The sequence below is a fragment of the Rhizobium sp. Leaf453 genome (assembly GCF_001425605.1).
Taxonomy (GTDB): Bacteria; Pseudomonadota; Alphaproteobacteria; order Rhizobiales; family Rhizobiaceae; genus Pararhizobium.
Genome location: NZ_LMRG01000012.1, coordinates 702,894 through 724,531, shown reverse-complemented (window position 1 = coordinate 724,531; position 21,638 = coordinate 702,894). Strand labels below are relative to the sequence as shown.

The window sequence follows — 21,638 nt, the reverse complement described above, 5'->3', positions numbered from 1 at the left end:
ACCTTAGAACTCCGCCATTGGGGAGAGCATAACGGGATCGACCAAGCTTTCCGCCGGCAATCCCCGGATCATCAGGCTTGTGCCGGAGGCATGGACTTCCGGCATGCCCTGCCAGCCCAGCTTATCCGGCGGGAAGCAGACCTCGACATCCTCATGCGTCACGCCGAGTGCCGCTAGGATATCGCCAAGCAGCGGGATCGCCCGCCCAGCAATATCGAGCAGTTGGACCGTCCCAGCATCTTCTTTCCAGGCCGCGACCGCATCGAATGCCTCAAGATAATCGAGCCTGACATCGCCATCGAAAAAGCTGTTCAGCAGGAACATCTCCGCCTGCGACGCAACCGCGAACCGCTCGGAAACCGGTACCCTGTTAAGGAAAAGCAGATTCTTGAGCAGATCGATATCGTCGGCATTTTCCAGCGAAAGACGCCGTGCCGAGGTCCAAGGCTGGATTGGCGGTGGGCTGCCCACGAATTTGTGCTGGGGCACGACTCGGAAACCATAGGGCTCATAAAGCGCCGGCTTGTCCGTGAGGAGCAAGCCAAGCTCGAAACCCTGCGCATCGCACCGGGAGAAGGCACGATTCATCAGGTCGCGATAGAGCCCCCTGCCCCGCCACTGCGGCCGGACCGCGCCGGACTGGAAGCCGGCGGCCTTCACCGGGCGTCCTTCAATGATGACCGACATGGAAAATGCGCTGAAATTGGCGATGCAGGTGCCATCGGCATCGAAATAGCCGAACGGCATGCTGGTCGGGTCCGGGCCACCAAAACGATCCTGAATGCCGACATCGATATCGAACGTATCGTGCAACAAGGCCACCAGCGCCGACCATGCGGCGGGATCACCAAAATAATCCTGACGAAAAACCGGATGGCCGGGACCGGTGGTCACCTAGACGCCCGTCGAGCCGAACCCGCCGGCGCCGCGCGCCGTCTCGCTCGTTTCCTGGACCTCATGGACCGAAACCTGCGTGACAGGAGCGATCACCATCTGGGCGATCCGCATGCCGCGCTCGATAACGAGATCCTCGTCGCCGAGATTGATAAGCAGCACCTTCACCTCGCCGCGGTAATCACTGTCGATCGTGCCTGGTGTGTTGAGGCAGGTGATGCCATGCTTGAAGGCAAGCCCGGAGCGTGGGCGGATCTGGGCCTCATACCCGGCAGGAATCTCGAAGATGAAACCGGTCGGCACCAACGTGCGCTTGCCCGGCGAGAGGATCGTCGGCTGATCGGCGCTTACAGCGGCGCGCAGGTCCATGCCCGCTGCACCTGCGGTTTCGTAAGCCGGCAGGTCGATCTCCGCTCCATGCGGCAGGCGGAGAAGGCTGAGCGACGGTCGGGTCTGTGCGTGAAGGGTCATGGCGGCATTAGCCGTCCCATGCCCGGCGCGGTCAATTGCATATTCTCGCCCGAGCCTGTAGAAGACGCCGCAATTCACAGGATTCACATCATGGCCGAAAGTCTTGCCGAGGCGGTCTCCCGCCGCCGCACCTTTGCTATTATCGCGCACCCGGATGCCGGTAAAACCACGCTGACCGAAAAGCTGCTGCTGTTCGGCGGCGCCATCCAGCTCGCCGGCGAAGTCAAGGCGAAGAAGGACCGTATCCAGACGCGGTCCGACTGGATGAAGATCGAACGCGAGCGCGGCATTTCCGTCGTCACCTCGGTGATGACGTTCGAGTATCATGGCAATGTCTTCAACATTCTCGATACGCCCGGTCACGAAGATTTCGCCGACGACACCTATCGGACGCTGACGGCGGTCGATGCCGCCGTGATGGTGATCGACGCCGCCAAGGGTATCGAGCCGCGGACACTGAAGCTGTTCGAAGTCTGCCGCATGCGCGACATTCCGATCATCACCTTCATCAACAAGATGGACCGCGAAAGCCGCGACCCCTTCGAAATCCTGGATGAGGTCGAGGAAAAGCTGGCGCTGGACTGCGCGCCGGTGACCTGGCCGATCGGCCGGTCGAAGACCTTCTGCGGCTCCTATCATCTGGCCGACAACACAGTACGCGCCGCCGATACGCAGGAAATCCCGACCAAGGTCAACGGTCCCGAAGCGGTCGCCAACCGGCTGCCGGAAAACGAGCGCGAGACCTTCATCGACGAATTGTCGCTGGCGATCGAGGCCTGCAAGCCGTTCGACAAGAAGGCCTTCCTCGAAGGCCATCTGACGCCGGTCTTCTTCGGCTCGGCGCTGCGCAATTTCGGTGTCCGCGATCTTATCCATGCGCTGGGCGATTTCGCCCCGCCACCGCGCGACCAGGTCGCCGATGTTCGGACCGTGCATGCGACCGACGAGAAGATGACGGCCTTCGTCTTCAAGATCCAGGCGAACATGGACCCGAACCACCGCGACCGCATCGCCTTTGCCCGCATCTGCTCCGGCAAGCTGGAACGCGGCATGAAGGCGCGACTGGCGCGAACCGGCAAGCAACTCGGCCTCACCGCACCGCAATTCTTCTTCGCCTCGCAACGGCAGCTGGCCGACACGGCTTACGCCGGCGACGTGGTCGGCATTCCCAACCACGGGACGCTGCGCATCGGCGATACGCTGACCGAGGGCGAACAGCTGGTGTTCCAGGGCGTGCCGAACTTCTCGCCGGAAATCCTGCGCCGCGTGCGGCTGGAAGATGCGATGAAGGCGAAGAAGCTGAAGGAAGCGCTGCAGCAGATGGCCGAGGAAGGCGTCGTGCAGCTGTTTTCGCCCGAGGACGGCTCGCCGGCGATCGTCGGCGTCGTCGGCGCACTGCAGCTCGACGTGCTGAAGGAACGGCTAAGCTCGGAATACGGCCTGCCGGTCTCCTTCGATGTCGCCCGGTTTTCCGTCTGCCGCTGGATCTCTGCCGACAATCCGGTGGATCTCGACAAGTTCATCACCGCGCGGCGCGGCGACATTGCCCGCGACCTCGACGGCGACCCGGTGTTTCTGGCGCAGGATTCGTTCTCTCTGCGCTACGAGGCAGAACGTTACCCGGCTATCAAGATGATCGCCATCAAGGAATATCACGTCGCCAAGGCGGCGTGATAACGGCTTGCCTTCTCTTCTCCCCGGCGGGGAGAAGGTGCCCGAAGGGCGGATGAGGGGGCCGAAGGCCACCATTGGAGCACGCCGCTCGCGCCGGCTCAAGCCGGCGCCCCCTCATCGCCTCGCTGTGCTCGGCACTTCTCCCCGCTGGGGAGAAGAGGGAGTGTGCCGCATTCGAACCGCATCACTTTTCAAGACCAGCCTGATTTTCCGTCTGGTTCCGAACCGGTGGCATTGCTACTAACGCTTCATCATTTGAAAGCGCAGTGGAGGAGATGTCATGGAACACGCCGTGCAGGATACGGGCCTTTCGGCGCATTTCCGTAACATCTGCATTTTCGGGGCCGGTGCAATCGGCGGGGCTCTTGCAGTGCGTCTGGCCACGAGGCTGACTGGCGCGACAATATCGGCCATTGCTCGCGGCGCGCATCTGCAGGCCATCCGGGAGCATGGGCTTCACCTGCATGAACACGGCGGCTCCGAGCCGCTGGTCGCCAATATTACGGCAACCGATACCGCCGCCGACCTGCCGCCACAGGATCTGGTGATCGTGACGCTGAAAGGCCACCAGCTTTCCGCGGCAAGTGCCGATATTGCCCGGCTGCTGAAGCCGGAGGGACGCGTGGTGATGATCCAGAACGGTATTCCCTGGTGGTATTTCCACGGCGACACGGCAAGCGGACTGGAAGGGCGGCAGATCGAGGCGCTCGATCCGGGCGGCCTCGTCTGGCAGCGGATCGGCCCCGAACGGGTGATCGGCGGCGTCATTTATCAGGGCGCGCAGATGATCGAGCCCGGCCATATCCGCCTGACCAGCAACGGCCTGCTTCATCTCGGCGAGCCTTCCGGCACGCTGTCGCCGACGCTGGCAGCCATTGCCGATCTGTTCAAGGCGAGCGGCTGGACCATCAGGCAGACTGGCCGGATCCGCGACGAACTCTGGCTGAAGTTGCTCGGCAATGCGGCGCTCAACCCGATCAGCGCGCTGACCCGCGCCCGGATCGACGAGATCGTCAACGGACCGCTGGAACCGCTGGTGCGTGAGATCATGGCGGAGACGAAGGCCGTCGCCGAACGGCTGGGCTGCCAGATACCCACGACGATCGACCAGAGGATGGAGCATACCCGCACCCTCGGCAGCGCCAAGACTTCCATGCTGCAGGATCTCGAACAGGGGCGACCGATGGAGATCGTGCCGCTCACCGGCGCCATCACCCAGCTTGCCCGCATGGCCGGCGTGCCGACGCCGGCAAACGATATGCTTTTGCTGCTGATTTCACAGCTCGATCAGTCGATGGCGCAGGCGCGCTCCAGGGAGGTTTGCGCAATGGCCGTTCGCCGCATCGTCGCCAATCTGCACGCGCCGGAGCCCAAGGCCGCCCACGCCTTCTACGGTGATCTGCTCGGGCTTGATCTTGCGATGGATCACGGCTGGATCGTCACCTTTGCCTCGGATAAGCGTGCTGTCGCACAGGTTTCGATTGCCAGCGAGGGCGGCTCCGGCACGCCGGTGCCGCAGCTTTCGATTGAGGTCGACGATGTCGACGCGGTCTATGCAAAGGCCAGAACGATGGGCTTCGCTATAATCTACGACATCACCGACGAGCCATGGGGCGTGCGCCGCTTCCATGTGCGTGACCCGTTTGGCACGGTCGTCAACATCCTGTCGCACGGACCGGACTGACGAGCGTCCCGCTCCTCAGCGCCGATCCGTCAGCATGAGATCGCCGTTTTCATCCACCGACACCTCGATGCCGATATAGCCGGGAATCGTCTGGTGCGCCGTCTCAAACGGGTGTGTGTGGGTGGCGGTGATGACCATCACGTCGGCACCGGCCGATTCACCGGCGATGACGCCTGCGGCGACGTCTTCGAACACGAGGCAATCCTTGGCATCGAAACCGACGCGCATGGCGCCCAGCAGGTAGCATTCCGGGCTCGGCTTGCCGCGCGAGACATCCTCGGCGATGACGATGAACTTCGGTTCCGGCAGGCCGGCGGCGGCGATGCGGACCTTGGCGAGTTCACGCGGCGAGGAGGTGACGATCGCCCAGCGCTCCGGCGGCAGGCTCTTCAGGAATTCGATGGCGCCCGGCAGCGGCTTCACGCCTTCGACATCGTCGATTTCGGCCTGGGTGATCTTGTCAGCTTCGCTCTGCGGATCGACGCCCGGCAGGCCAAGTTGGCGTATCGTATCGACGCCGCGCTTGCCGTGCATGGTCGGCAGGAAGGTCGCAACGTCGAGGCCATGGCTTTCCGCCCAGCTGCCCCAGACGCGTTCCGCGGCTTCGATGGAACTCAGCAGCGTTCCGTCCATGTCGAACAGGAAGGCGGCGTATTTCTTTCCGAAGACGGACGACGAGGCGGAAGACAAGGGCGGCTCCTTTGATGATCGGGCGGCCGCCTGTCCGGCAGCCTTTGAGGGTCCCCGTTCGAATAGGCGGATTCCCTGTTCAGATCAAACGGATATCCGCCCGGCCATACCGTAAATCCTGCCTTTCACCGGGCCGAGAGGGCGAGACGCAGCCCCATCAGCCCGAAGGCGCCGGCAAAGCCGCGACGCAACCATGTCGTCACGCCGGGCCGCGCGATCACATAGCGCCGGGCGGCGGACGCGAAGATGCCGTAAAAGACGAAGACGAGAAAAGTCAGGACCATGAAGACGACAGCAAGACCGAGCATGAAGGACGTCGGCGATTGCGTCTCGGCCGGCACGAACTGGGGCAGGAAGGCGAGGAAGAACAGCGACAGTTTGGGATTGAAGCTGTTGAGCAGGATGGCCGTACCGATGATCCGCAGCGCCGACATTGGCTTGGGATCCTCGGAGATGCGCAGGCTTTCGGTATCTTTCAGGACACTCCAGGCCATGTAGAGCAGATAGACTACACCGACATATTTAATGACCTCGAAGGCCATGGCGCTGGTGTGCAGAAGAGCCGCCAGACCGGCGACGCTGGCGATGACGTGCGGCAGGATGCCGAGCGTGCAGCCGAAGGCGGCCACCACGCTGGCACGGGCGCCGGAATTCAGGCCGATTGCCAGCGTGTAGAGGACGCCGGGTCCCGGCAGCAGAATGACGACGATGGATGTCAGCAGATATTCGAGGGTCAAGACACGGCTCCGTTTCAACGAGGAAAGCCGCAGCAAAGCGGATTGCGCGGTCCGGGTCTTGAACGAAATTGCAGGATGTCAGCTGAAGGCCAGCGCATAGGCACCCGGCGTCACACCATGGGCACGCACGAAATGCCGGGTCATATGGCTCTGATCGGCAAAGCCGCTGGCAGCGGCCGCCTCAGCGAGCGGCATGCCCCTGGCGATCATCCGGCGGGCGACCCCGATACGGCACTGGACGAGATAGGCATGTGGCGTCATGCCCGTCGACTGCGCGAAACTGCGGACCAGTTGGAAACGGCTGAGCCCGCTTGCCTCAGCAAGCGCGGTGAGCGTTATCTCCGATGTGGGATCGTCGTCGATCAAGCTTTTGGCGCGGGAAATGGAGGGTGGCGTGGCGTTAGAGGCACGCGCGCTGAGCAGCGAGGCGATAAGGCCAAGCAGTCCCGTTTCCGCCATCAGCGTTTCCCCGCCCTCCGGCGACAGCATGGCGGAATAGACAGCTTGAAGCCGGCGGGCCATCGCGGCATCGGCCATCACAGGATGGGAGAAGACGAAATCGGCCGAGCGGCCTTCGCTGATATCAAGGCTGGCGCCTGCGATCAGTGCGGGATCGAGGTAGAGCATGCGCCAGGCGCGGCCGGCATCGTCGATCGGGTGGCCGTCATGGACCTCGCCGGGATTGACGGTGATCACATCGCCGGCACCCGCCTCGACCGGTCCCCGTCCGCTTGCGGATTTCTGGGCGCCGCGGATGATGATGCCGATGCCGAACTGGTCATGAGTGTGCCGGCCGAAGCTGTGGGCGCTGTCGGCCTCCACCGCCTCGACGCCCGGCATCGCACATAACCGCATCCGGAATTGCCCGGCTCCCATGCTTCCTAATCCCGCTCCAACCCAGGCAAAGCTTTGCGCTCGCCAAACCAGTCCATCGCCGAAGAACACCAGATCTGGTGTTTCGGCGCAAGCGCGGCACGCTGGCTGATATTGCCCCAGCGGATGCCGATCACGTCTGCGTCCTCGTCGGTGCCGGTCGTATAGATCGGCGAACCGCAGGTGCCGCAGAACATCTGGAAACGCGTCCGGCCATTGTCGCCGGTCTTGATATAGGTTTTCGGCTCGCCGGCCGTGATCCGGAAATCCGCCTTCGCGACTGCGACGGTGACCCGATAGACCGAGCCGGTCAGGTGCTGGCAGTCGGTACAGTGGCAGATGCCCACCTGTTCCGGATCGATCTCGGCCTCAAAGCGGATCGCCCCGCAATGGCAATGTCCGTCGATATGCATGGCTCACACCTCATATGCTTTGAGGCGAGTATATATGGGTCAGGAGCATTTCGGCAGCCTCCCTCTTCTCCCCGGCGGGGAGAAGAGCCGAGCTTAGTGAGGCGATGAGGGGGCGGCGGCGAAGCCGGCGCGGGCGGCATATCTTGAATGTGGCCTTCGGCCCCCCTCATCCGGCGCTACGCGCCACCTCTCCCCGCTGGGGAGAAGGGGAACTGCTCAAGTGTTCAACAGCCAGGCATGTTCCTTGGCATTGTTGAATTTCCAGACGCGCGACGGGCCTGCCATGACGTTGAGGTAATAGAGATCGTAGCCGTGGATGGTGGCGCAGGGGTGATATCCCTTCGGCACCAGCGTGACGTCGCGATCCTCGACCGCCATGGCCTCGTCCAGGGACCGGTCGTCGGTATAGACGCGCTGGAACGCAAAACCCTGCGGCGGGTTCAGACGGTGGTAATAGGTTTCTTCGAGGAAGCTCTCGTCCGGCAGATTGTCCTGGTCGTGCTTGTGCGAAGGATAGGACGACGTGTTGCCATTCGGCGTGATCACCTCGACCACCAGCAGTGAATGGGCGGAATTGTCGTCTTCCGGCATGATATTGGTGACATGGCGGACATTCGAGCCCTTGCCGCGGGTGAACTGCGGATGGGTGCCGGGCGCAATGAGCTTCGTCTTGTAAGCACCACCGCCAGGCGCCGAGCAAACGGCGAGTTCGAGGTCCGTCTCGGCCGTCACCGACCAGTTGGCACCGGCCCGCACATAAAGTGAATGCGGCGCGCCTTCGAACGGCGTCATGCGCTCGCCGACCACACCGAAATCCTGTCCGTCAGCGCTCGTCTTACCCTTGCCGGAAATCCAGACGAGGCAGACCTCGCGATCGCCGGGCTCGCCCGACGCCGTCTCGCCGGCCTTCAGCCGGTGCATGTCGAAGCCGACGTAGGTCCAGCCGGCATTCTCCGGCGTCACATGGGTGACGCGGCCATGGGCGCCATTGGGCTTCACGAGCAGGTTGGGCATGGTGGGTCTCCTGTTGCATGGTCTGTGACGGGAGTGATTACCCCTCACCAACTTCGGCCAAGGGTTCACTGGCGTTCACCCGGCCTGCGTATCCTCTCCCACAAGGGGAGAGGAAAAACTCGCGGTACCGTCCTCACCAGATGGAAAAGGACGGAGATTGAGGCACCTCTTCCTCTCCCCTTGTGGGAGAGGATAGCAAGTCCGAACGAGACAATGTCGAGTTCATGGACGCGCTTGGTGAGGGGTACTCCCCAAAACATCACCCCTTCGGAAAGCCTTCCGTCTCGACCGTATAGCCCGCTGCCGTCATGACGCGCATCAGTTCGGCATAGCCGATCTCGGCCATTTTCTGCGGCGGCGCCTTGCGGGGATCCTGTTCCGCTTCGACGACGAACCAGCCTTCATAACCGTAATCGGCGAAGCGCTTGACGATAGCGCCGAAATCGAGCGAGCCGTCGCCCGGCACGGTGAACGCGCCGAGGGCCACGGCATCGAGGAAGGACTGTTTCGAGCGGTCCAGCCCGTCGATGACCGACTGGCGGATGTCCTTCACATGCACGTGGTTGATGCGGGCATGGTGATTGTCGATGGCGCGCAGCACGTCGCCGCCGGCGAATTTGAGATGGCCGGCATCGAGCAACAGCGGAATGCCCTCGCCCGAATTCTTCATGAAGGCGTCGAGTTCCGGCTCGGTTTCGACGACGGCGGCCATGTGGTGATGGTAGGACAGCGGCATGCCCTGATCGGCGCACCATTCGCCGAAGTCCGTGACGCGGCGGGCATAGGCCTTCATCTCGTCATCGGAAAGCTTCGGCTTGGTGGCGAGCGGCTTGGAGCGGTCGCCCTGGATCGAGCGAGCGACTTCGCCATAGACGATGCAGGGCGCGTTGACGGCCTTGAACAGTTCGATCATCGGCAGGATGCGGTCCTTGTTGGCCGACAGATCCTCGTTGACCAGCGTGCCGGAGAACCAGCCGCCGCACAGCGTCACATCGGCGGCGCGCAGGATCGGCAGCATCTCTTCCGGATTGCTCGGGAAGCGGCGGCCCTGTTCCATGCCGGTGAAGCCGGCGCCGCGCGACTGGCGCAGGCATTCCTCGAGCGACACGTCGTCGCTGAGTTCGGGAAGATCGTCGTTCCACCAGGCGATGGGCGACATGCCGAGTTTGGCTTTCATGAAAGTCTCCTTGGAGGAAGGCAGGTGGCCTTCCTGTTCTTGTTTTCCCTTCCTCTCCGACATGCCGGTGGGGGTGAATCCTCGGGTCAAGCCCGAGGATGACGGAGAGGAGGAGAGCCGTGTTTTCTGTTTAGCCGATGACCTGGGCGGAAAGCGCCTTGATATAGGCCTCGCGGGCCTTGTTGACTTCCGGGCGGGCGCTCACTTCCGGCACGGCGACATCCCACCAGTGACCACCTTCCTTCGTGGTAATCAACGGATCCGTGTCGATGACGATGACGGTCGTGCGGCCATTGTCGCGCGTGTCCTTCAGCGCCTGTTCCAGTTCGGCGATCGATTCGACCTTCAGCGCGACGGCACCCATCGCTTCGGCATGCTTGCGGAAATCGATATCCGGCATCACCTCGTGATAGCTGTCCTTCAGCAGATTGTTGAAGTTGGCGCCGCCGGTGCCCATCTGCAGCCGGTTGATGCAGCCGTAGCCGCGATTGTCGAGCAGGACGACGGTGATCTTCTTGCCCATCATCACCGAGGTCGAAAGCTCGGAATTGAGCATCATGTAGGAGCCATCGCCGACCATGACGACGACATCGGCATCCGGCCGCGCCATCTTGACGCCGAGGCCGCCGGCCACTTCGTAACCCATGCAGGAAAAGCCGTATTCCATGTGATAGCTGCCCGGCGAGGTCGCCGGCCAGAGCTTGTGCAATTCGCCCGGCAGGCCGCCGGCGGCGCAGAGAAGCACGGTGTTTTCGCCGGAATGGTTGCTGGCCGTGGCGCCGATGACCTGCGCATCCGACGGCAAGGCGACATTGGTCGGCGCCATCGCCTTTTCGGCAGCGGCCATCCATTCGGCCTTGAGCTTGACGGCCTGGTCCTTCAACCCGGCCGGAGCGGCCCAGCCACCGAGTGCCTTCGACAGGGCTTCGATGGTTACCCGGGCATCGCCGACCACGGGCAGCGCATTGTGCTTGGCGGCATCGAAGCTTGCGGTGTTGATGCCGACGAACTTGACGTCCGGGTTCTTGAAGATCGCCCAGGAACCGGTGGTGAAGTCCTGCAGGCGCGTACCAATGGCGAGCACCAGATCGGCCTGGTCGATGATCGCATTGGCCGCCGAGGTGCCGGTGACGCCGACCGAGCCCAGGGAGAGCGGGTGACGCTCGTCGATCGAGGATTTTCCGGCCTGGGTGACCACGACAGGGATGCCATGCCTTTCGGCAAAGGCTGTCAGTTCCTTGGTGGCGAGGGAATAGAGCACGCCGCCACCGGAAATGATCGCCGGCTTGGTCGAGGCCTTCAGCGCCGCCACGGCGGCGGCCAGCTCGTTGTCATCGGCATGCTGGCGGCGGAACGACCAGACCTTTTCGTCGAAGAAGCTTTCCGGATAATCGAAGGCTTCCGCCTGCACGTCCTGGCACAGCGACAGGCAGACCGGGCCGCAATCGACGGGATCGGTCATCACCTGCATGGCGCGCTTCAAGGCCGAAATGATCTGTTCGGGCCGCGTGATACGATCGAAATAGCGAACGACCGGACGGAAGGCATCGTTGGCCGACAGCGTGCCATCGCCATAGCTTTCGATCTGCTGCAGCACCGGATCGGGCGCACGGTTGGCGAAGATATCGCCGGGCAAGAAGAGGACCGGGATGCGATTGACATGGGCGACGCCGGCGGCGGTCACCATGTTGAGGGCGCCGGGACCGATCGAGGTGGTGCAGGCCATGAAGCGCTGGCGGAACGAGGCCTTGGCATAAGCGATGGCCGCATGCGCCATGCCCTGCTCGTTGTGCGCGCGGTAGGTCGGCAGCGTGTCCTTGATGCCATAGAGCGCCTCGCCGATGCCGGCGACATTGCCATGGCCGAAAATGGCAAAGATGCCGCCGAAAATCGGCAGCTTCTCACCTTCCACGATCGTCATCTGCTTGGTCAGGAACCGCGCGACGGCTTGCGCCATGGTCAGGCGCACTGTTTTCGGGCTCATTGTTTCCTCCTCGAACGAGGCCCGGGCCTCGCTTATTGATCTCTGTCTATGAGGAAAGTTTTACCCCCCTCTGTCACTCCGTGACATCTCCCCCTCAAGGGGGAGATTGTTCTATTGCCTCTCGACCGGGCTCGCCCCTCTTCTCCCCAGCGGGGAGAAGGTGGCCCGAAGGGCCGGATGAGGGGGGCCGAAGGCCACCTTTGGATATGCCGCTCGCGTCGGCTTTGCCGCCGCCCCCTCATCGCCTCGCATACGCTCAGCACTTCTCCCCGCTGGGGAGAAGAGGGAAGTCTAATCAAGCCGCCTTCGTTTCCGCCAGACCCAGCCACAGTTCCACCAGCGCGCCGAACCTGGCGGCCATGTCGGCGATGGCCTGCTCGTCGGTCATGTCGCCGGCGAGCCATGCCTTGCTGGCCTCGGCGAAGATGGTGCGGCCGACAGCAAAACCCTTGACGGTGCGGGACGTGCGGGCGGCCGCAAAGCCTTCCTTCAAAGCTTCGTACGGGGCTTCGAGGCCGAGCAGGACCACGCCGCGGCAGAGCGGATCGCGTTTCTCTATGACGGCATCGATCCCGGCCCAGGCGGCGCGGCTTGCCTGCGGCTCCAGTTTCCACCAGTCGGGCTTCAGGCCGGCATCGTAGAGTTCTGTGAGCGCACGCGGGATCGTCTGGTCGTCGAGCGTGCCGTGCTTGCCGGCGATGATCTCGATCAGGATTTCGCGGCCGACCTTGCGGGCGGCTTCGAAGGCGGCGCGCAGCTTGGCGATCTGCGTGGCCTTCAGTTCGGCCGGATCGTCCGGATGGAAGAAGCTCAGGACCTTGATGCAATGGTCCACTGGCCAGTCGATCAGCCGGCTGCCGAGATCCTGGCTGAATTCGAACTGCAGCGGACGGGAGCCCGGAAGCTCGATCGGCTTGCCGATCCAGAAGTTCTTGTTGACCGCAAACAATGCATCGCGGCCGTACTTGTCGTCGAGCAGCATGCCGAAACCGGGACGGCCATTGGCGATGCGCTCGGCGGCCTTGACGGCCAGTACCTTGAGGGCGGGGATGCGGGCGAGAAGCTCGGGCTTGCCGTCGGCGAGATCCTCGAGTTGGCTGCGGTGATCGATGGCCAGCGCCATCAGTTGCGGAATATCGCGGCGCCGCGTGGTTGCCCAGTGGACGTGGTTGATCGCCTCGTCCTTGCGCAGCGCCTTTTCCTTGCTGCCGTTTTCGAGGAAGAACTGCAGCTCGGTCCAGGTCGGGATTTCGGGCGCGCAGAGCAGGCGCGACACGGCAAAGGCACCGCAGGCATTCGCCCAGGTGGCCGACGTCGCATGGGGTTCGCCGCGCAGCCAGCCGCGCAGGAAGCCGGACATGAAGGCGTCGCCGGCACCGAGCACGTTATAGACCTCGATCGGGAAGCCCTTGCCGACGATACCGTCTTCGAGATTGTCGGAAATGTCGCCGTCATAGACGATGCAGCCCATCGGGCCGCGCTTCAGCACGATCGTCGCCTTGGAATTGGCGCGGATGGTCTTGAGAGCGGCCAGGAGGTCGCTATCGCCGGAGGCGATCAGCACTTCCTCCTCGGTACCAACGATCAGGTCGCAATCGGCCAGAACCGTCCGCAGATGGGCGGAAACCTTGTCAGAGGCGATATAGCGGTTGTCGCCGGCGTCATGACCGGCCAGACCCCAGAGGTTGGGGCGATAGTCGATGTCGAACACGACCTTGGCGCCGTTTTCCTTGGCGATGCGGATCGCCTTGCGCTGTGCGGCATCCGTGTGCGGCTTGGCGAAATGGGTGCCGGTGACCAGTACGGCGCGGGCGGAGCGAATGAAGTCTTCGGAAACATCGTCCTCGCAGAGCGCACTATCGGCGCAGTTGTCGCGATAGAACAGCAGCGGGAAGGAATGATCGCTTTCGACCGAGAGGATGGCGAGCGCAGTCAGCCGCTCCGGATCGGTGACGATGCCTTTGGTCTCAACACCCTCGCGCTCCAGCTGCTCACGGATGAAGCGACCCATCTGCTCCTTGCCGACGCGGGTCAGAAGCGCCGATTTCAGGCCGAGGCGGGCCGTGCCGACGGAGATATTGGTGGGGCAGCCGCCGACGGACTTCGCGAAGGAGGCGACGTCTTCCAGCCGCGTTCCGATCTGCTGGCCATAGAGATCGACCGAGGCGCGGCCGATGGTGATGAGGTCAAGCGGCTTGTCGGCCTGCGTCCTGTTGGTCTGGCTCACTGCATCCTCCCGGCGGGCGCTTTCGTCGCGCCGACATTTTTATTGGCTGGTGGGGTATTGATGTCAATGAAACATAAATTCCGCCGATTAGTCAATATGGAATTTTCATTCTATAACGCGTTCTTCGCTGATCCGGCGCCTTTTTTCCGCGACCGCAACGGTCAGCGCCATGGCAAAGGCCATGCTGGCGGAGAGGGACCGGAAGCCGGCGTGATCGGCCTCGACGAGTTCGAACCAGACCTTCGAAGATTCCGCCAGCGGCGAGAAGGCCGAATCGGTCAGCGACACGACAGGCACATTGCGATTGGCGAGCAGCTTGGCCTGGTTGACGCTTTCGGAGGCATAGGGCGAGAAGCTGACGGCGAAGGCCGCGTCCTTCGGCCCGGCCATGGCGAGAATATCGTCGTCGATCCCGGCGGCCGTGCCGACCATCTGGTAGCGGACCTTCAGCTTGCCGAACGCATAGGCCATGTAGCCGGAGATCGGATAGGACCGGCGCTTGGCGACAAGATAGATGGTTTCGGCACCGGCGAGGATGTTGACCGCGCGCTCGAACGCCTCCGGTTCGACAGAGGTGGCGATATTGTCGAGCGAGCGGTGCGCGGCGGCGACGAAGCCGTTGAAGATCGAGCCGCTTTCGAGCTTGCTGTGTTCGTTGTCGCTCAGCGCCTTCAGCCGTTCGTCATAACCGGGCGTGCGCTCACGCAGCCGTGCGCGGAAAATCTGCTGCAGGCTGGAAAAGCCTTCGAAACCGAAATGCTGCGCGAAACGCACCAGTGTCGACGGCTGGACGTCCGCCGAGGTGGCAATGCTTGCCGCCGTACCGAAGGCGATTTCATCCGGGTTATCCAGGGCATAGGCCGCAACCTGGCGCAGGCGCTTGGGCAACTGCGCCTTGCGTTCCAGAATGATCGCCTTCAAGCCGTCGAAATCCTGCGGAAGAGCGATGCTGTTGTCGGTTTCTGCCATGACGTCCGGTCTTCCTGCGTTTTCGATGCCTCAAGACCTTATGCAAAGAAGGGAACGAGGAATAGAATATTTATTCCGTCGTTCCGATTTTTCCACCCCGTTCATCAGTCCTTGCCGATATGCACCCATTCATTGGTCTTGGCGGACTGGTAGGTGGCCGAGACGACCTTCTGGACCTCGAAGCCCTCACGGAAATCCGTGCCCGGAGCCTTGCCGCTGGCGATCGCTTCCAGGAATTCGTTAGCTTCGATCGCCTTCAGGTCGTTGAAGCCAATCTGGTGGCCGGGCGCGACGCAGAAGGCGCCGTAGGGCTTGTGCTCCGGTCCGGCCCAGATGGTGCGATAGCCACGGGTGCGGATGTCGTCGCCAGCGAACCAAACCTTGATCTCGTTCAGGCGCTCCTGGGTAAAGACGATGCTGCCCTTGGAGCCGTAGATCTCGAAATCATGCTGCATCTTGCGGCCGCTGGCGCTCCAGTTGGCCTCGAAGCTACCGGTGGCGCCGCCCTCGAAGCGGACGAAGGCGCGGGTGATGTCATCGACCTCGACGGCGCGCATCTCGCTCGACCCGCGCGCGACCGGACGTTCCGGCACCTGGATAATGGTTTCGGCCAGAACCGAGGTGATCGGGCCGACCAGATGGCGCAGCGAAGCGATGATATGGCTGCCGATATCGGCGAGCGCGCCGCCGCCGCTCTTAGGATCGAGACGCCAGCCCCAGGGAGCGGATGCGTCCATCATGAAATCCTCGGCATGGATGCCGCGCACCGAGCGGATCTCGCCGATCTCGCCGCTTTCGATCAGGTCCTTGGCGAGGAAGATCATCGGGTTTTTCAGGTAGTTGAAGCCGACCTGCGTGATGACGCCGGCTTTTTCAGTCGCTGCGACCATTTCGGCGCATTCGGAGACCGTCGGGGCCAGCGGCTTTTCGCAATAGACATGCTTGCCATGGGCGATGGCCGCGAGCGCCATTTCCTTGTGCAGGAGGTTGGGCGTGGTGATGTCGATAATGTCGATATCGGGATCGGTCAGAAGCTCACGCCAGTCTGTGGTCGCCTTGCGGAAACCGAGCCCCCGGCGGGCCTTTTCGGCGCCATCGAGCGAAACATCGGCGACCGTGACCAGATCCAGCTCATAGGGTTGATCGAAGACCCGCGCCGCAATCGTGAAGCCCAAGGCATGGGCCTTGCCCATGAAACCCGTTCCGATCAAGCCGACGCCGATCCTGCGTTTGCCGCTCATGCCTGCACTCCTCCCGAAACCGCACTGCGCGGCATTTGCGGGCGAATGAAATGAATTTTACAAACTTTGTCAATATGGAATATTTGTTCGAAACTCATGTCGCCTGTTCCGACTGAAACAGATAGCCAAGCTAAAAGGGGGCTAGATTGACCGTGAAAATGTAGAAAAGCGCCTTTCGTTAACGCATTTTTACCATGTTGCGCCGAATGATCGGTTCCATCATGGTTAACGAACCATCAAGGCGGGCCATCCCCGCGATCCGGAGTATGCTTCATGTGCCGCTGGGCAGCCTATCGCGGAGAGCCGCTTTATCTGGAAGAACTGGTCTCGTCGCCGGCGCATTCGTTGATCGAGCAATCCCATTGCGCGACCCGCGCCAAGACCGCGACGAATGGTGACGGATTCGGCATCGCCTGGTATGGCGACCATCCGGAACCCGGCCGTTACCGCGACATCCTTCCCGCCTGGTCCGATTGCAACCTGAAAAGCATTGCCCGGCAGATCCGTTCCCCGCTGTTTCTCGCCCATGTCCGCGCCGCGACCGGCGGCGGCACGCGGCGGGACAATTGCCATCCCTTCGTGCATGGCCGCTGGTCCTTCATGCACAACGGCCAGATCGGAGATTTCGACCATCTGCGTCGCCCGATGGAGGCGATGCTCGACAACGACCTCTACACGTCACGCACCGGCTCGACAGACAGCGAACTGCTGTTCCTGCTGGCGCTGCAATTCGGGCTGGAGCATGATCCGCTCGGCGCGCTTGCCGAAACGATCGCCTTTGTCGAACGGCTGGCCGAGCATCTGGAACGCAAGGTCCTCGTCCGCTTCACCGCCGCCCTGTCCGACGGGCACGATCTCTATGCCGTGCGCTATGCCTCCGACTGGAAGGCGCCGACACTCTACGCTGCGCCGATGGGGCCGAGCGGCGGCTATTGCCTCGTTTCCGAACCTCTGAACGACGACGACAATGCCTGGGTCGAAATACCCGATGGCACGGCTGTCATCGTTGGAGAAAACGGCGTCGATGTCCGGCTGTTCGGAACGCAGGGTGTATCGCCCGCAGCGGTTCCGATGGGCCGGATGTCATCCCGCAAAATGTGAGGAGATCAGCAGAGCGAGCTTTTCGGCGACCGCCTGCTTATCCATATCCGGCCAGTCCTCGTCGCCGGATTTTCCGATGATCTTCACCGTATTGCGGTCTCCGCCCATGATGCCGGTCTGCGGAGAGACATCGTTGGCGACGATGTAATCCGCGCCCTTGCGCTCCAGTTTCGCGCGGCCGTTTTCGGCGACATCCTGGGTTTCGGCGGCAAAGCCAACGACCAGCGCCGGGCGCTGGGCATGATGGCCGACAGTTTTCAGGATATCCGGATTTTCGGTGAGTTGAAGCGGCGGTGGGGCTTCGCCGGGCTGCTTCTTGATCTTGTTGCCGGCGGCGCTCGCGACGCGCCAGTCAGCGACGGCCGCCACCATGACGGCTATATCGGCCGGAAGGGCGGCGAGAACCGCATCCCGCATTTCCTCGGCCCGCTCCACGCGGACGACACGCACACCCTTCGGATCGGGGATGGTGACCGGGCCGGAGACCAGCGTGACATCGGCACCGAGCCGGGCAAGTTCGCCGGCAATCGCATGGCCCTGCTTGCCGCTCGAGCGATTGGCGATGTAGCGCACGGGATCGATGGGCTCGTGGGTCGGGCCGGAGGTGACGATGGCCTTGCGGCCGAGCAGCGGCTTCGATGATGGGTCGAGCACATCCTCGACGGCGGCGACGATATCGAGCGGCTCGGCCATTCGGCCTTCACCCTTTTCGCCGCTTTCGGCCATTTCGCCGGAAGCCGGGCCGACGAAGCGGATGCCATCGGCGACAAGCGTTGCGTGATTGCGGCAAGTGGCCGGATGCCACCACATTTTCGGATTCATGGCGGGCGCGACCAGCACCGGACGGTCGGTCGCCAGCAGGATGGTGGAGGCGAGATCGTCAGCCAGGCCGTTTGCCATCTTGGCCATGAGGTCGGCGGTTGCCGGTGCGATCAGCACCAGATCGCAATCGCGCGCCAGCCGGATATGGCCGACATCCTGCTCGTCCTCGCGGGAAAACAGGTCGGTAAAGACCTTGTCAGCGGCCAGCGCGCCGACGGCAAGCGGCGTGACGAAGGCCTGAGCGCCCGCCGTCATCACCGGGCGCACCGAGGCGCCGCGCTCCCGCAAACGGCGGATGAGATCGAGGCTCTTGTAGGCCGCGATGCCGCCGGAAATGATGAGGAGAATGCGTTTTCCCTGAAGTATCATGTCAATTCCGTCCCGGCAGGCGTCCGCCCAATCGGCCGGACCCTACTTGACCGACAGCGACGAGGCAATCGGCCCATCGAACCCAGTCGTCTCATGCAGGGCTGCCGCCCTCGCCCACGAGCTTCCTCATGGTCGAGACCAGGGATGAGGCATCATAGGGTTTGCGGATGACCGGCACCGAGGCGAAGTCCGGCGGGATCATCTCGCTCTTGCCGTAGCCGGTGGCAAAGAGGAAGGGCACGCCGCGTATTGTCAGCTCCCGTGCGACGATCAGCGAGGTTCCATCTCCAAGATTGACGTCGAGGATCGCGACGTCGGGCGTGAAATCCGCAAGCCGGGCGAGCGCATCGGCCGCGGAAGCCGACGTAATGACATCGGAAATTCCATGATCGGCAAGCATGCTTTCGACATCGAGCGCAATCAGCATCTGGTCCTCGACCAGCAATACCTTCAGATCTTCCGACAAGGCGCGGCCGGATGATTCCATGGTGCCGGCAAGGCCCAATACCACCGGCGATTCCTGCTCGGCCAGCGAGATATGCTTGGCGGGCAGCAGGAACCGGGCGGTGACTCCTTCGCGGCCATAGCTCACTTCGCTGCGACCATCGAGATCATAGGGCACACTGCGATCAATCAGTGCCGTGCCGAAACCGGTTCGCGACGGCGGAAATACGTGGGGACCGCCCGTTTCCCGCCACGAGAGGTCACAGTCGCCAACCGGGGTCAGCGACCAGGAGACGTCGAGACGGCCGCCGGGACGCGAGAGCGCGCCATATTTCGCGGCGTTGGTCGCCAGTTCATGAAGCACGAGAGCCATCACCGAGAAGGCACGCGAGTTCAGCAGGACCGGCGGGCCGGAAAAGGCGATCGACACGGCCGGTTGCCGGTAGGGGCTCAGTTCCGCCTCCAGCAGATCGCGCAGCAGACCGCCGCCATCGCCGCGCACGACCTGATCATGGGCAAAGGACAGGGCCTGGATACGGCCTTTCAGCGAGGCGACATAGTCGGTCAGATTGCGGCCATCCTGCAGCGGTTGGCCGACGAGGGACTTGATCAGCGCCAGGATGTTTTTCACCCGGTGGTTCAGTTCCTCGTTAAGCATGCGCTGGCGGACATCGGCGCGGCTGCGCTCCTCCGCCATCAATTCGCTGTGGCGCAAGCCGACCTCGACGAGCGCTGCCCGCGTGACCTCGGCGATCTCCCGGTCCGCGTCCGTCCAGGGCTGGGCCTGCTGATGGACGATCTGCTTCCAGATGGCGAAGCTTTCGCGTGGTGTCAGACGGTCACCCAAGGGGCCGCTGGTATAGGTCTTGTCGGGATTTCCCGCCCAATTGAGGGTCTGCACAAGTTCCTTGCGGAAGAAGAACAGATATTCGTTTCGCGTCTGCGCCAATGGAATGGCCAGTACCCCGGCGGTAACCGCGTAGAACGCCTCCGCCTCCGGCAGGCGCTGGGACAGGGCATGGGTTGCCCATATCCCGCCTTCGGTCATGGAACCGACAAGACGCACCAGCCCGGGAATGGCCGAGGCAGGCGGCACCGAGCCGACGGCGCTCCACGAATCGTTCATCCAGAGACCGATCCCGTCACAGGGCATCAGGGAGGTGAAATCCTGCAGGTGCTCCGTCAGCAACTGGGCGATATCGGCATGATGGGCGGCGAGGCGCAGGAAGCGGTCAAGCGATTCGCGCGCCCGTGTGGCGGCTTCCAGTTTCCGCTTCTGCTTCAACGAGGCCATGTGCAGCGAGAAGAACTCACCGAACATTTCGGCGGCGATGCGCTCGGCCATGGAGAGAATACGCGGCTGATAGTGGTGGCAGGCGATCAGGCCCCAGAGCGCGCCATCGACGATCACCGAAATCGACATGGAGGCCGCGACGCCCATGTTGCGCAGGTATTCGCAATGGATCGGCGAGACGCTGCGCAGATGCGCCAGCGACAGGTCCAGCGCCTCCCCGGATACATCGAAGACCGGCACGATCGGAATGCGCTCGCCGCTGGCATCGCCGATGATGCGGATGGTATTCTTGAGGTAGAGGATGCGGGCCTGCTGCGGGATGTCGCTCGCCGGAAAATACTGGCCGAGGAAGCTTTCCAGATCGGCGCGCTTGGCCTCTGCCACGACCTTGCCGGATCCATCCTGTTCGAACCGGTAGACCATGACGCGGTCGTATTCCAACATTCCGCGGATCAACCGGGCGGACTGGCGCACCAGCTTGTCGGTATCGTCGATATCGCTGATCCGGCCGATCAGACTGCGGGCAAGCTGTAGCGGCTGCCCACTGACGGCCGCTTCGAACTCGATGATGACGATGGAGCGGAAGATATGGATGGAAACGTCGAATGTTCCCGCTGGCAACTGCAACCCGGGAAGAAGCGCCGGCCGCATCCCTTCGCCGATGGTCGCGAGCGCATTGCGCAGCGTGTGCACAGCCTCCGCCCCGACCACAGCCTCCAGAGACAGGCCGTTGATCTCGCCCGCCAAGTCGAGAATGGCGGCCGCATTGGCGGAATGGCGCAGGACGGTCGCGGCACGCGCGTCGCACGCGATCATGCATCCGTGCGACTGGATGCTGCCGGGAATATGGATGGGTTCGCGGTCGCAGTTGGTCAGGTTGACCGCGCCCGCCTGATTGACCTCACGCTGGTTCATGAGAAACCTGACGGAACGCCTGCTCGGCCTTCTCGAATGTGACCCGCGAGGCGCTGGCGACCCGATCCATGTCGATCGCTTCGGCATTTTCCAGAAGTGCCAGGAAATCCTGCCAGCGGTCGCTGCGGCGGGACTGGACGGCCAGATGCCGGGCACCGAAATCCGCGTCGAACCCGAGCGCCTGGGCACGCTTGTAGAGCACACGAGATCCCAGCGCCGAGCCTTCCAGCACATAGAGCATGCCGAGAAACTCCTCCGGTCCACTCTCGATATCCGGCGGGTCGAGCGGCGCCTGCGGCGTCACCTCCAGATCCTGCAGGTCATCGGCGATCAGACCGGAAAACATCTCCGCCTGCCAGGCGGCGAAGGGCGATGGCCAGGCGGTGGAACCGAGCTTGCGTTCGACGGCTTCACGAAAGGTCGCAATGCCCTGCAGATATCGGCCATAACTCGCCGGACTGTCGAAGGACCCGACCATGCGGTCGAGGGAGGCATGCGCTTCAGACGTGCTTTCGCGCAGGAGAGTTCGGCGGGACCGATCGGGCATAGAGGGTTTCCGGATACGCAAGAAATCAACAGTCAGGTTTGCAGATAAGGCGCGAAACGCGCCCAAAAGCAGAAAGTTCCGGCAGTTGATAATTTTTC

The 21,638-nt window shown here is 62.8% G+C and carries 18 protein-coding genes and 1 pseudogene; 4 read left to right on the top strand and 15 right to left on the bottom strand.

Annotated features, from left to right (window positions below):
• Positions 1-3: 3 nt before the first annotated feature.
• Together ASG68_RS16980 and dut are read right to left on the bottom strand one after the other, a co-directional pair.
• Complete coding sequence (locus ASG68_RS16980; protein WP_062582372.1) at positions 4-894, bottom strand: GNAT family N-acetyltransferase; 891 nt, start codon at positions 892-894, stop codon at positions 4-6.
• Positions 895-1,365, bottom strand: coding sequence for a dUTP diphosphatase (gene dut / locus ASG68_RS16975; RefSeq protein ID WP_062582371.1), 471 nt, complete (start codon positions 1,363-1,365; stop codon positions 895-897). It lies immediately after the preceding gene.
• A gap of 90 nt (positions 1,366-1,455) precedes the next feature.
• On the opposite strand from dut, the gene ASG68_RS16970 reads away from it, so the two are divergent.
• The 3 genes and pseudogenes from ASG68_RS16970 (at position 1,456) to ASG68_RS32470 (ending at position 4,723) form a co-directional block, all read left to right on the top strand.
• Complete coding sequence (locus tag ASG68_RS16970) at positions 1,456-3,039, top strand: peptide chain release factor 3 (protein WP_062582369.1); 1,584 nt, start codon at positions 1,456-1,458, stop codon at positions 3,037-3,039.
• Between the two features lie 280 nt (positions 3,040-3,319).
• A pseudogene (locus ASG68_RS16965) lies at positions 3,320-4,330 on the top strand (ketopantoate reductase family protein); the annotation flags it as partial.
• Between the two features lie 3 nt (positions 4,331-4,333).
• Positions 4,334-4,723: a VOC family protein gene (locus tag ASG68_RS32470; protein WP_320416521.1), complete on the top strand. Its 390-nt coding sequence runs from the start codon at positions 4,334-4,336 to the stop codon at positions 4,721-4,723.
• Positions 4,724-4,738: 15 nt separating this feature from the next.
• On the opposite strand, the gene ASG68_RS16960 is transcribed toward ASG68_RS32470, so the two are convergent.
• The 10 genes from ASG68_RS16960 to ASG68_RS16915 all read right to left on the bottom strand — a co-directional run bounded on the left by ASG68_RS16960 (position 4,739) and on the right by ASG68_RS16915 (position 16,048).
• Positions 4,739-5,413, bottom strand: coding sequence for an HAD family hydrolase (locus ASG68_RS16960; RefSeq protein ID WP_062582367.1), 675 nt, complete (start codon positions 5,411-5,413; stop codon positions 4,739-4,741).
• A 125-nt stretch (positions 5,414-5,538) separates the two neighbouring features.
• Complete coding sequence (locus tag ASG68_RS16955; protein ID WP_062582365.1) at positions 5,539-6,150, bottom strand: LysE family translocator; 612 nt, start codon at positions 6,148-6,150, stop codon at positions 5,539-5,541.
• Between the two features lie 78 nt (positions 6,151-6,228).
• Complete coding sequence (locus ASG68_RS16950) at positions 6,229-7,026, bottom strand: AraC family transcriptional regulator (protein ID WP_082478487.1); 798 nt, start codon at positions 7,024-7,026, stop codon at positions 6,229-6,231.
• Positions 7,027-7,031: 5 nt separating this feature from the next.
• Entirely contained in the window at positions 7,032-7,436 is a 405-nt protein-coding gene (locus tag ASG68_RS16945) for a GFA family protein (protein WP_062582361.1), read from the bottom strand.
• A gap of 216 nt (positions 7,437-7,652) precedes the next feature.
• Positions 7,653-8,450, bottom strand: coding sequence for a 5-deoxy-glucuronate isomerase (gene iolB / locus ASG68_RS16940; protein WP_062582359.1), 798 nt, complete (start codon positions 8,448-8,450; stop codon positions 7,653-7,655).
• A 259-nt stretch (positions 8,451-8,709) separates the two neighbouring features.
• Complete coding sequence (iolE, locus tag ASG68_RS16935; RefSeq protein ID WP_062582357.1) at positions 8,710-9,627, bottom strand: myo-inosose-2 dehydratase; 918 nt, start codon at positions 9,625-9,627, stop codon at positions 8,710-8,712.
• A gap of 130 nt (positions 9,628-9,757) precedes the next feature.
• Positions 9,758-11,611: a 3D-(3,5/4)-trihydroxycyclohexane-1,2-dione acylhydrolase (decyclizing) gene (iolD, locus tag ASG68_RS16930; RefSeq protein WP_062582355.1), complete on the bottom strand. Its 1,854-nt coding sequence runs from the start codon at positions 11,609-11,611 to the stop codon at positions 9,758-9,760.
• Positions 11,612-11,906: 295 nt separating this feature from the next.
• Positions 11,907-13,838 carry a bifunctional 5-dehydro-2-deoxygluconokinase/5-dehydro-2-deoxyphosphogluconate aldolase gene (locus tag ASG68_RS16925; protein WP_062582353.1) on the bottom strand — a complete coding sequence of 644 codons (1,932 nt, stop codon included), beginning with the start codon at positions 13,836-13,838 and terminating at the stop codon, positions 11,907-11,909.
• A 105-nt stretch (positions 13,839-13,943) separates the two neighbouring features.
• The gene (locus ASG68_RS16920; RefSeq protein WP_062582351.1) at positions 13,944-14,807 is read right to left on the bottom strand and encodes a MurR/RpiR family transcriptional regulator; all 864 of its coding nucleotides are present in this window, start codon (positions 14,805-14,807) and stop codon (positions 13,944-13,946) included.
• Between the two features lie 104 nt (positions 14,808-14,911).
• The gene (locus ASG68_RS16915) at positions 14,912-16,048 is read right to left on the bottom strand and encodes a Gfo/Idh/MocA family protein (protein ID WP_062609916.1); all 1,137 of its coding nucleotides are present in this window, start codon (positions 16,046-16,048) and stop codon (positions 14,912-14,914) included.
• A 273-nt stretch (positions 16,049-16,321) separates the two neighbouring features.
• Between ASG68_RS16915 and ASG68_RS16910 the strand changes: the two genes are divergently transcribed.
• The gene (locus ASG68_RS16910; protein ID WP_062582347.1) at positions 16,322-17,149 is read left to right on the top strand and encodes a class II glutamine amidotransferase; all 828 of its coding nucleotides are present in this window, start codon (positions 16,322-16,324) and stop codon (positions 17,147-17,149) included.
• Here ASG68_RS16910 and coaBC read toward each other — a convergent pair.
• The 3 genes from coaBC to ASG68_RS16895 all read right to left on the bottom strand — a co-directional run bounded on the left by coaBC (position 17,132) and on the right by ASG68_RS16895 (position 21,540).
• Positions 17,132-18,340 (bottom strand): bifunctional phosphopantothenoylcysteine decarboxylase/phosphopantothenate--cysteine ligase CoaBC, encoded by a 1,209-nt coding sequence (gene coaBC, locus ASG68_RS16905; RefSeq protein ID WP_062582345.1) that lies wholly within the window; start codon positions 18,338-18,340, stop codon positions 17,132-17,134. The genes ASG68_RS16910 and coaBC overlap by 18 nt on opposite strands.
• Positions 18,341-18,431: 91 nt before the next feature.
• Positions 18,432-20,993: an HWE histidine kinase domain-containing protein gene (locus ASG68_RS16900; RefSeq protein ID WP_062582343.1), complete on the bottom strand. Its 2,562-nt coding sequence runs from the start codon at positions 20,991-20,993 to the stop codon at positions 18,432-18,434.
• Positions 20,980-21,540: a biliverdin-producing heme oxygenase gene (locus ASG68_RS16895; protein ID WP_062582341.1), complete on the bottom strand. Its 561-nt coding sequence runs from the start codon at positions 21,538-21,540 to the stop codon at positions 20,980-20,982. The genes ASG68_RS16900 and ASG68_RS16895 overlap by 14 nt, the downstream gene beginning before the upstream one ends.
• Positions 21,541-21,638: the final 98 nt, after the last annotated feature.

Excerpts from the sequence above, each read along its gene's own strand:
- dut (WP_062582371.1), bottom strand. The coding sequence starts at position 1,365 with ATGACCCTTCACGCACAGACCCGACCGTCGCTCAGCCTTCTCCGCCTG.
- ASG68_RS16970 (WP_062582369.1), top strand. The coding sequence starts at position 1,456 with ATGGCCGAAAGTCTTGCCGAGGCGGTCTCCCGCCGCCGCACCTTTGCT.
- ASG68_RS32470 (WP_320416521.1), top strand. The coding sequence starts at position 4,334 with ATGGCGCAGGCGCGCTCCAGGGAGGTTTGCGCAATGGCCGTTCGCCGC.
- ASG68_RS16950 (WP_082478487.1), bottom strand. The coding sequence starts at position 7,026 with ATGGGAGCCGGGCAATTCCGGATGCGGTTATGTGCGATGCCGGGCGTC.
- ASG68_RS16945 (WP_062582361.1), bottom strand. The coding sequence starts at position 7,436 with ATGCATATCGACGGACATTGCCATTGCGGGGCGATCCGCTTTGAGGCC.
- iolB (WP_062582359.1), bottom strand. The coding sequence starts at position 8,450 with ATGCCCAACCTGCTCGTGAAGCCCAATGGCGCCCATGGCCGCGTCACC.
- iolE (WP_062582357.1), bottom strand. The coding sequence starts at position 9,627 with ATGAAAGCCAAACTCGGCATGTCGCCCATCGCCTGGTGGAACGACGAT.
- iolD (WP_062582355.1), bottom strand. The coding sequence starts at position 11,611 with ATGAGCCCGAAAACAGTGCGCCTGACCATGGCGCAAGCCGTCGCGCGG.
- ASG68_RS16920 (WP_062582351.1), bottom strand. The coding sequence starts at position 14,807 with ATGGCAGAAACCGACAACAGCATCGCTCTTCCGCAGGATTTCGACGGC.
- ASG68_RS16915 (WP_062609916.1), bottom strand. The coding sequence starts at position 16,048 with ATGAGCGGCAAACGCAGGATCGGCGTCGGCTTGATCGGAACGGGTTTC.
- ASG68_RS16910 (WP_062582347.1), top strand. The coding sequence starts at position 16,322 with ATGTGCCGCTGGGCAGCCTATCGCGGAGAGCCGCTTTATCTGGAAGAA.
- coaBC (WP_062582345.1), bottom strand. The coding sequence starts at position 18,340 with ATGATACTTCAGGGAAAACGCATTCTCCTCATCATTTCCGGCGGCATC.
- ASG68_RS16900 (WP_062582343.1), bottom strand. The coding sequence starts at position 20,993 with ATGAACCAGCGTGAGGTCAATCAGGCGGGCGCGGTCAACCTGACCAAC.
- ASG68_RS16895 (WP_062582341.1), bottom strand. The coding sequence starts at position 21,540 with ATGCCCGATCGGTCCCGCCGAACTCTCCTGCGCGAAAGCACGTCTGAA.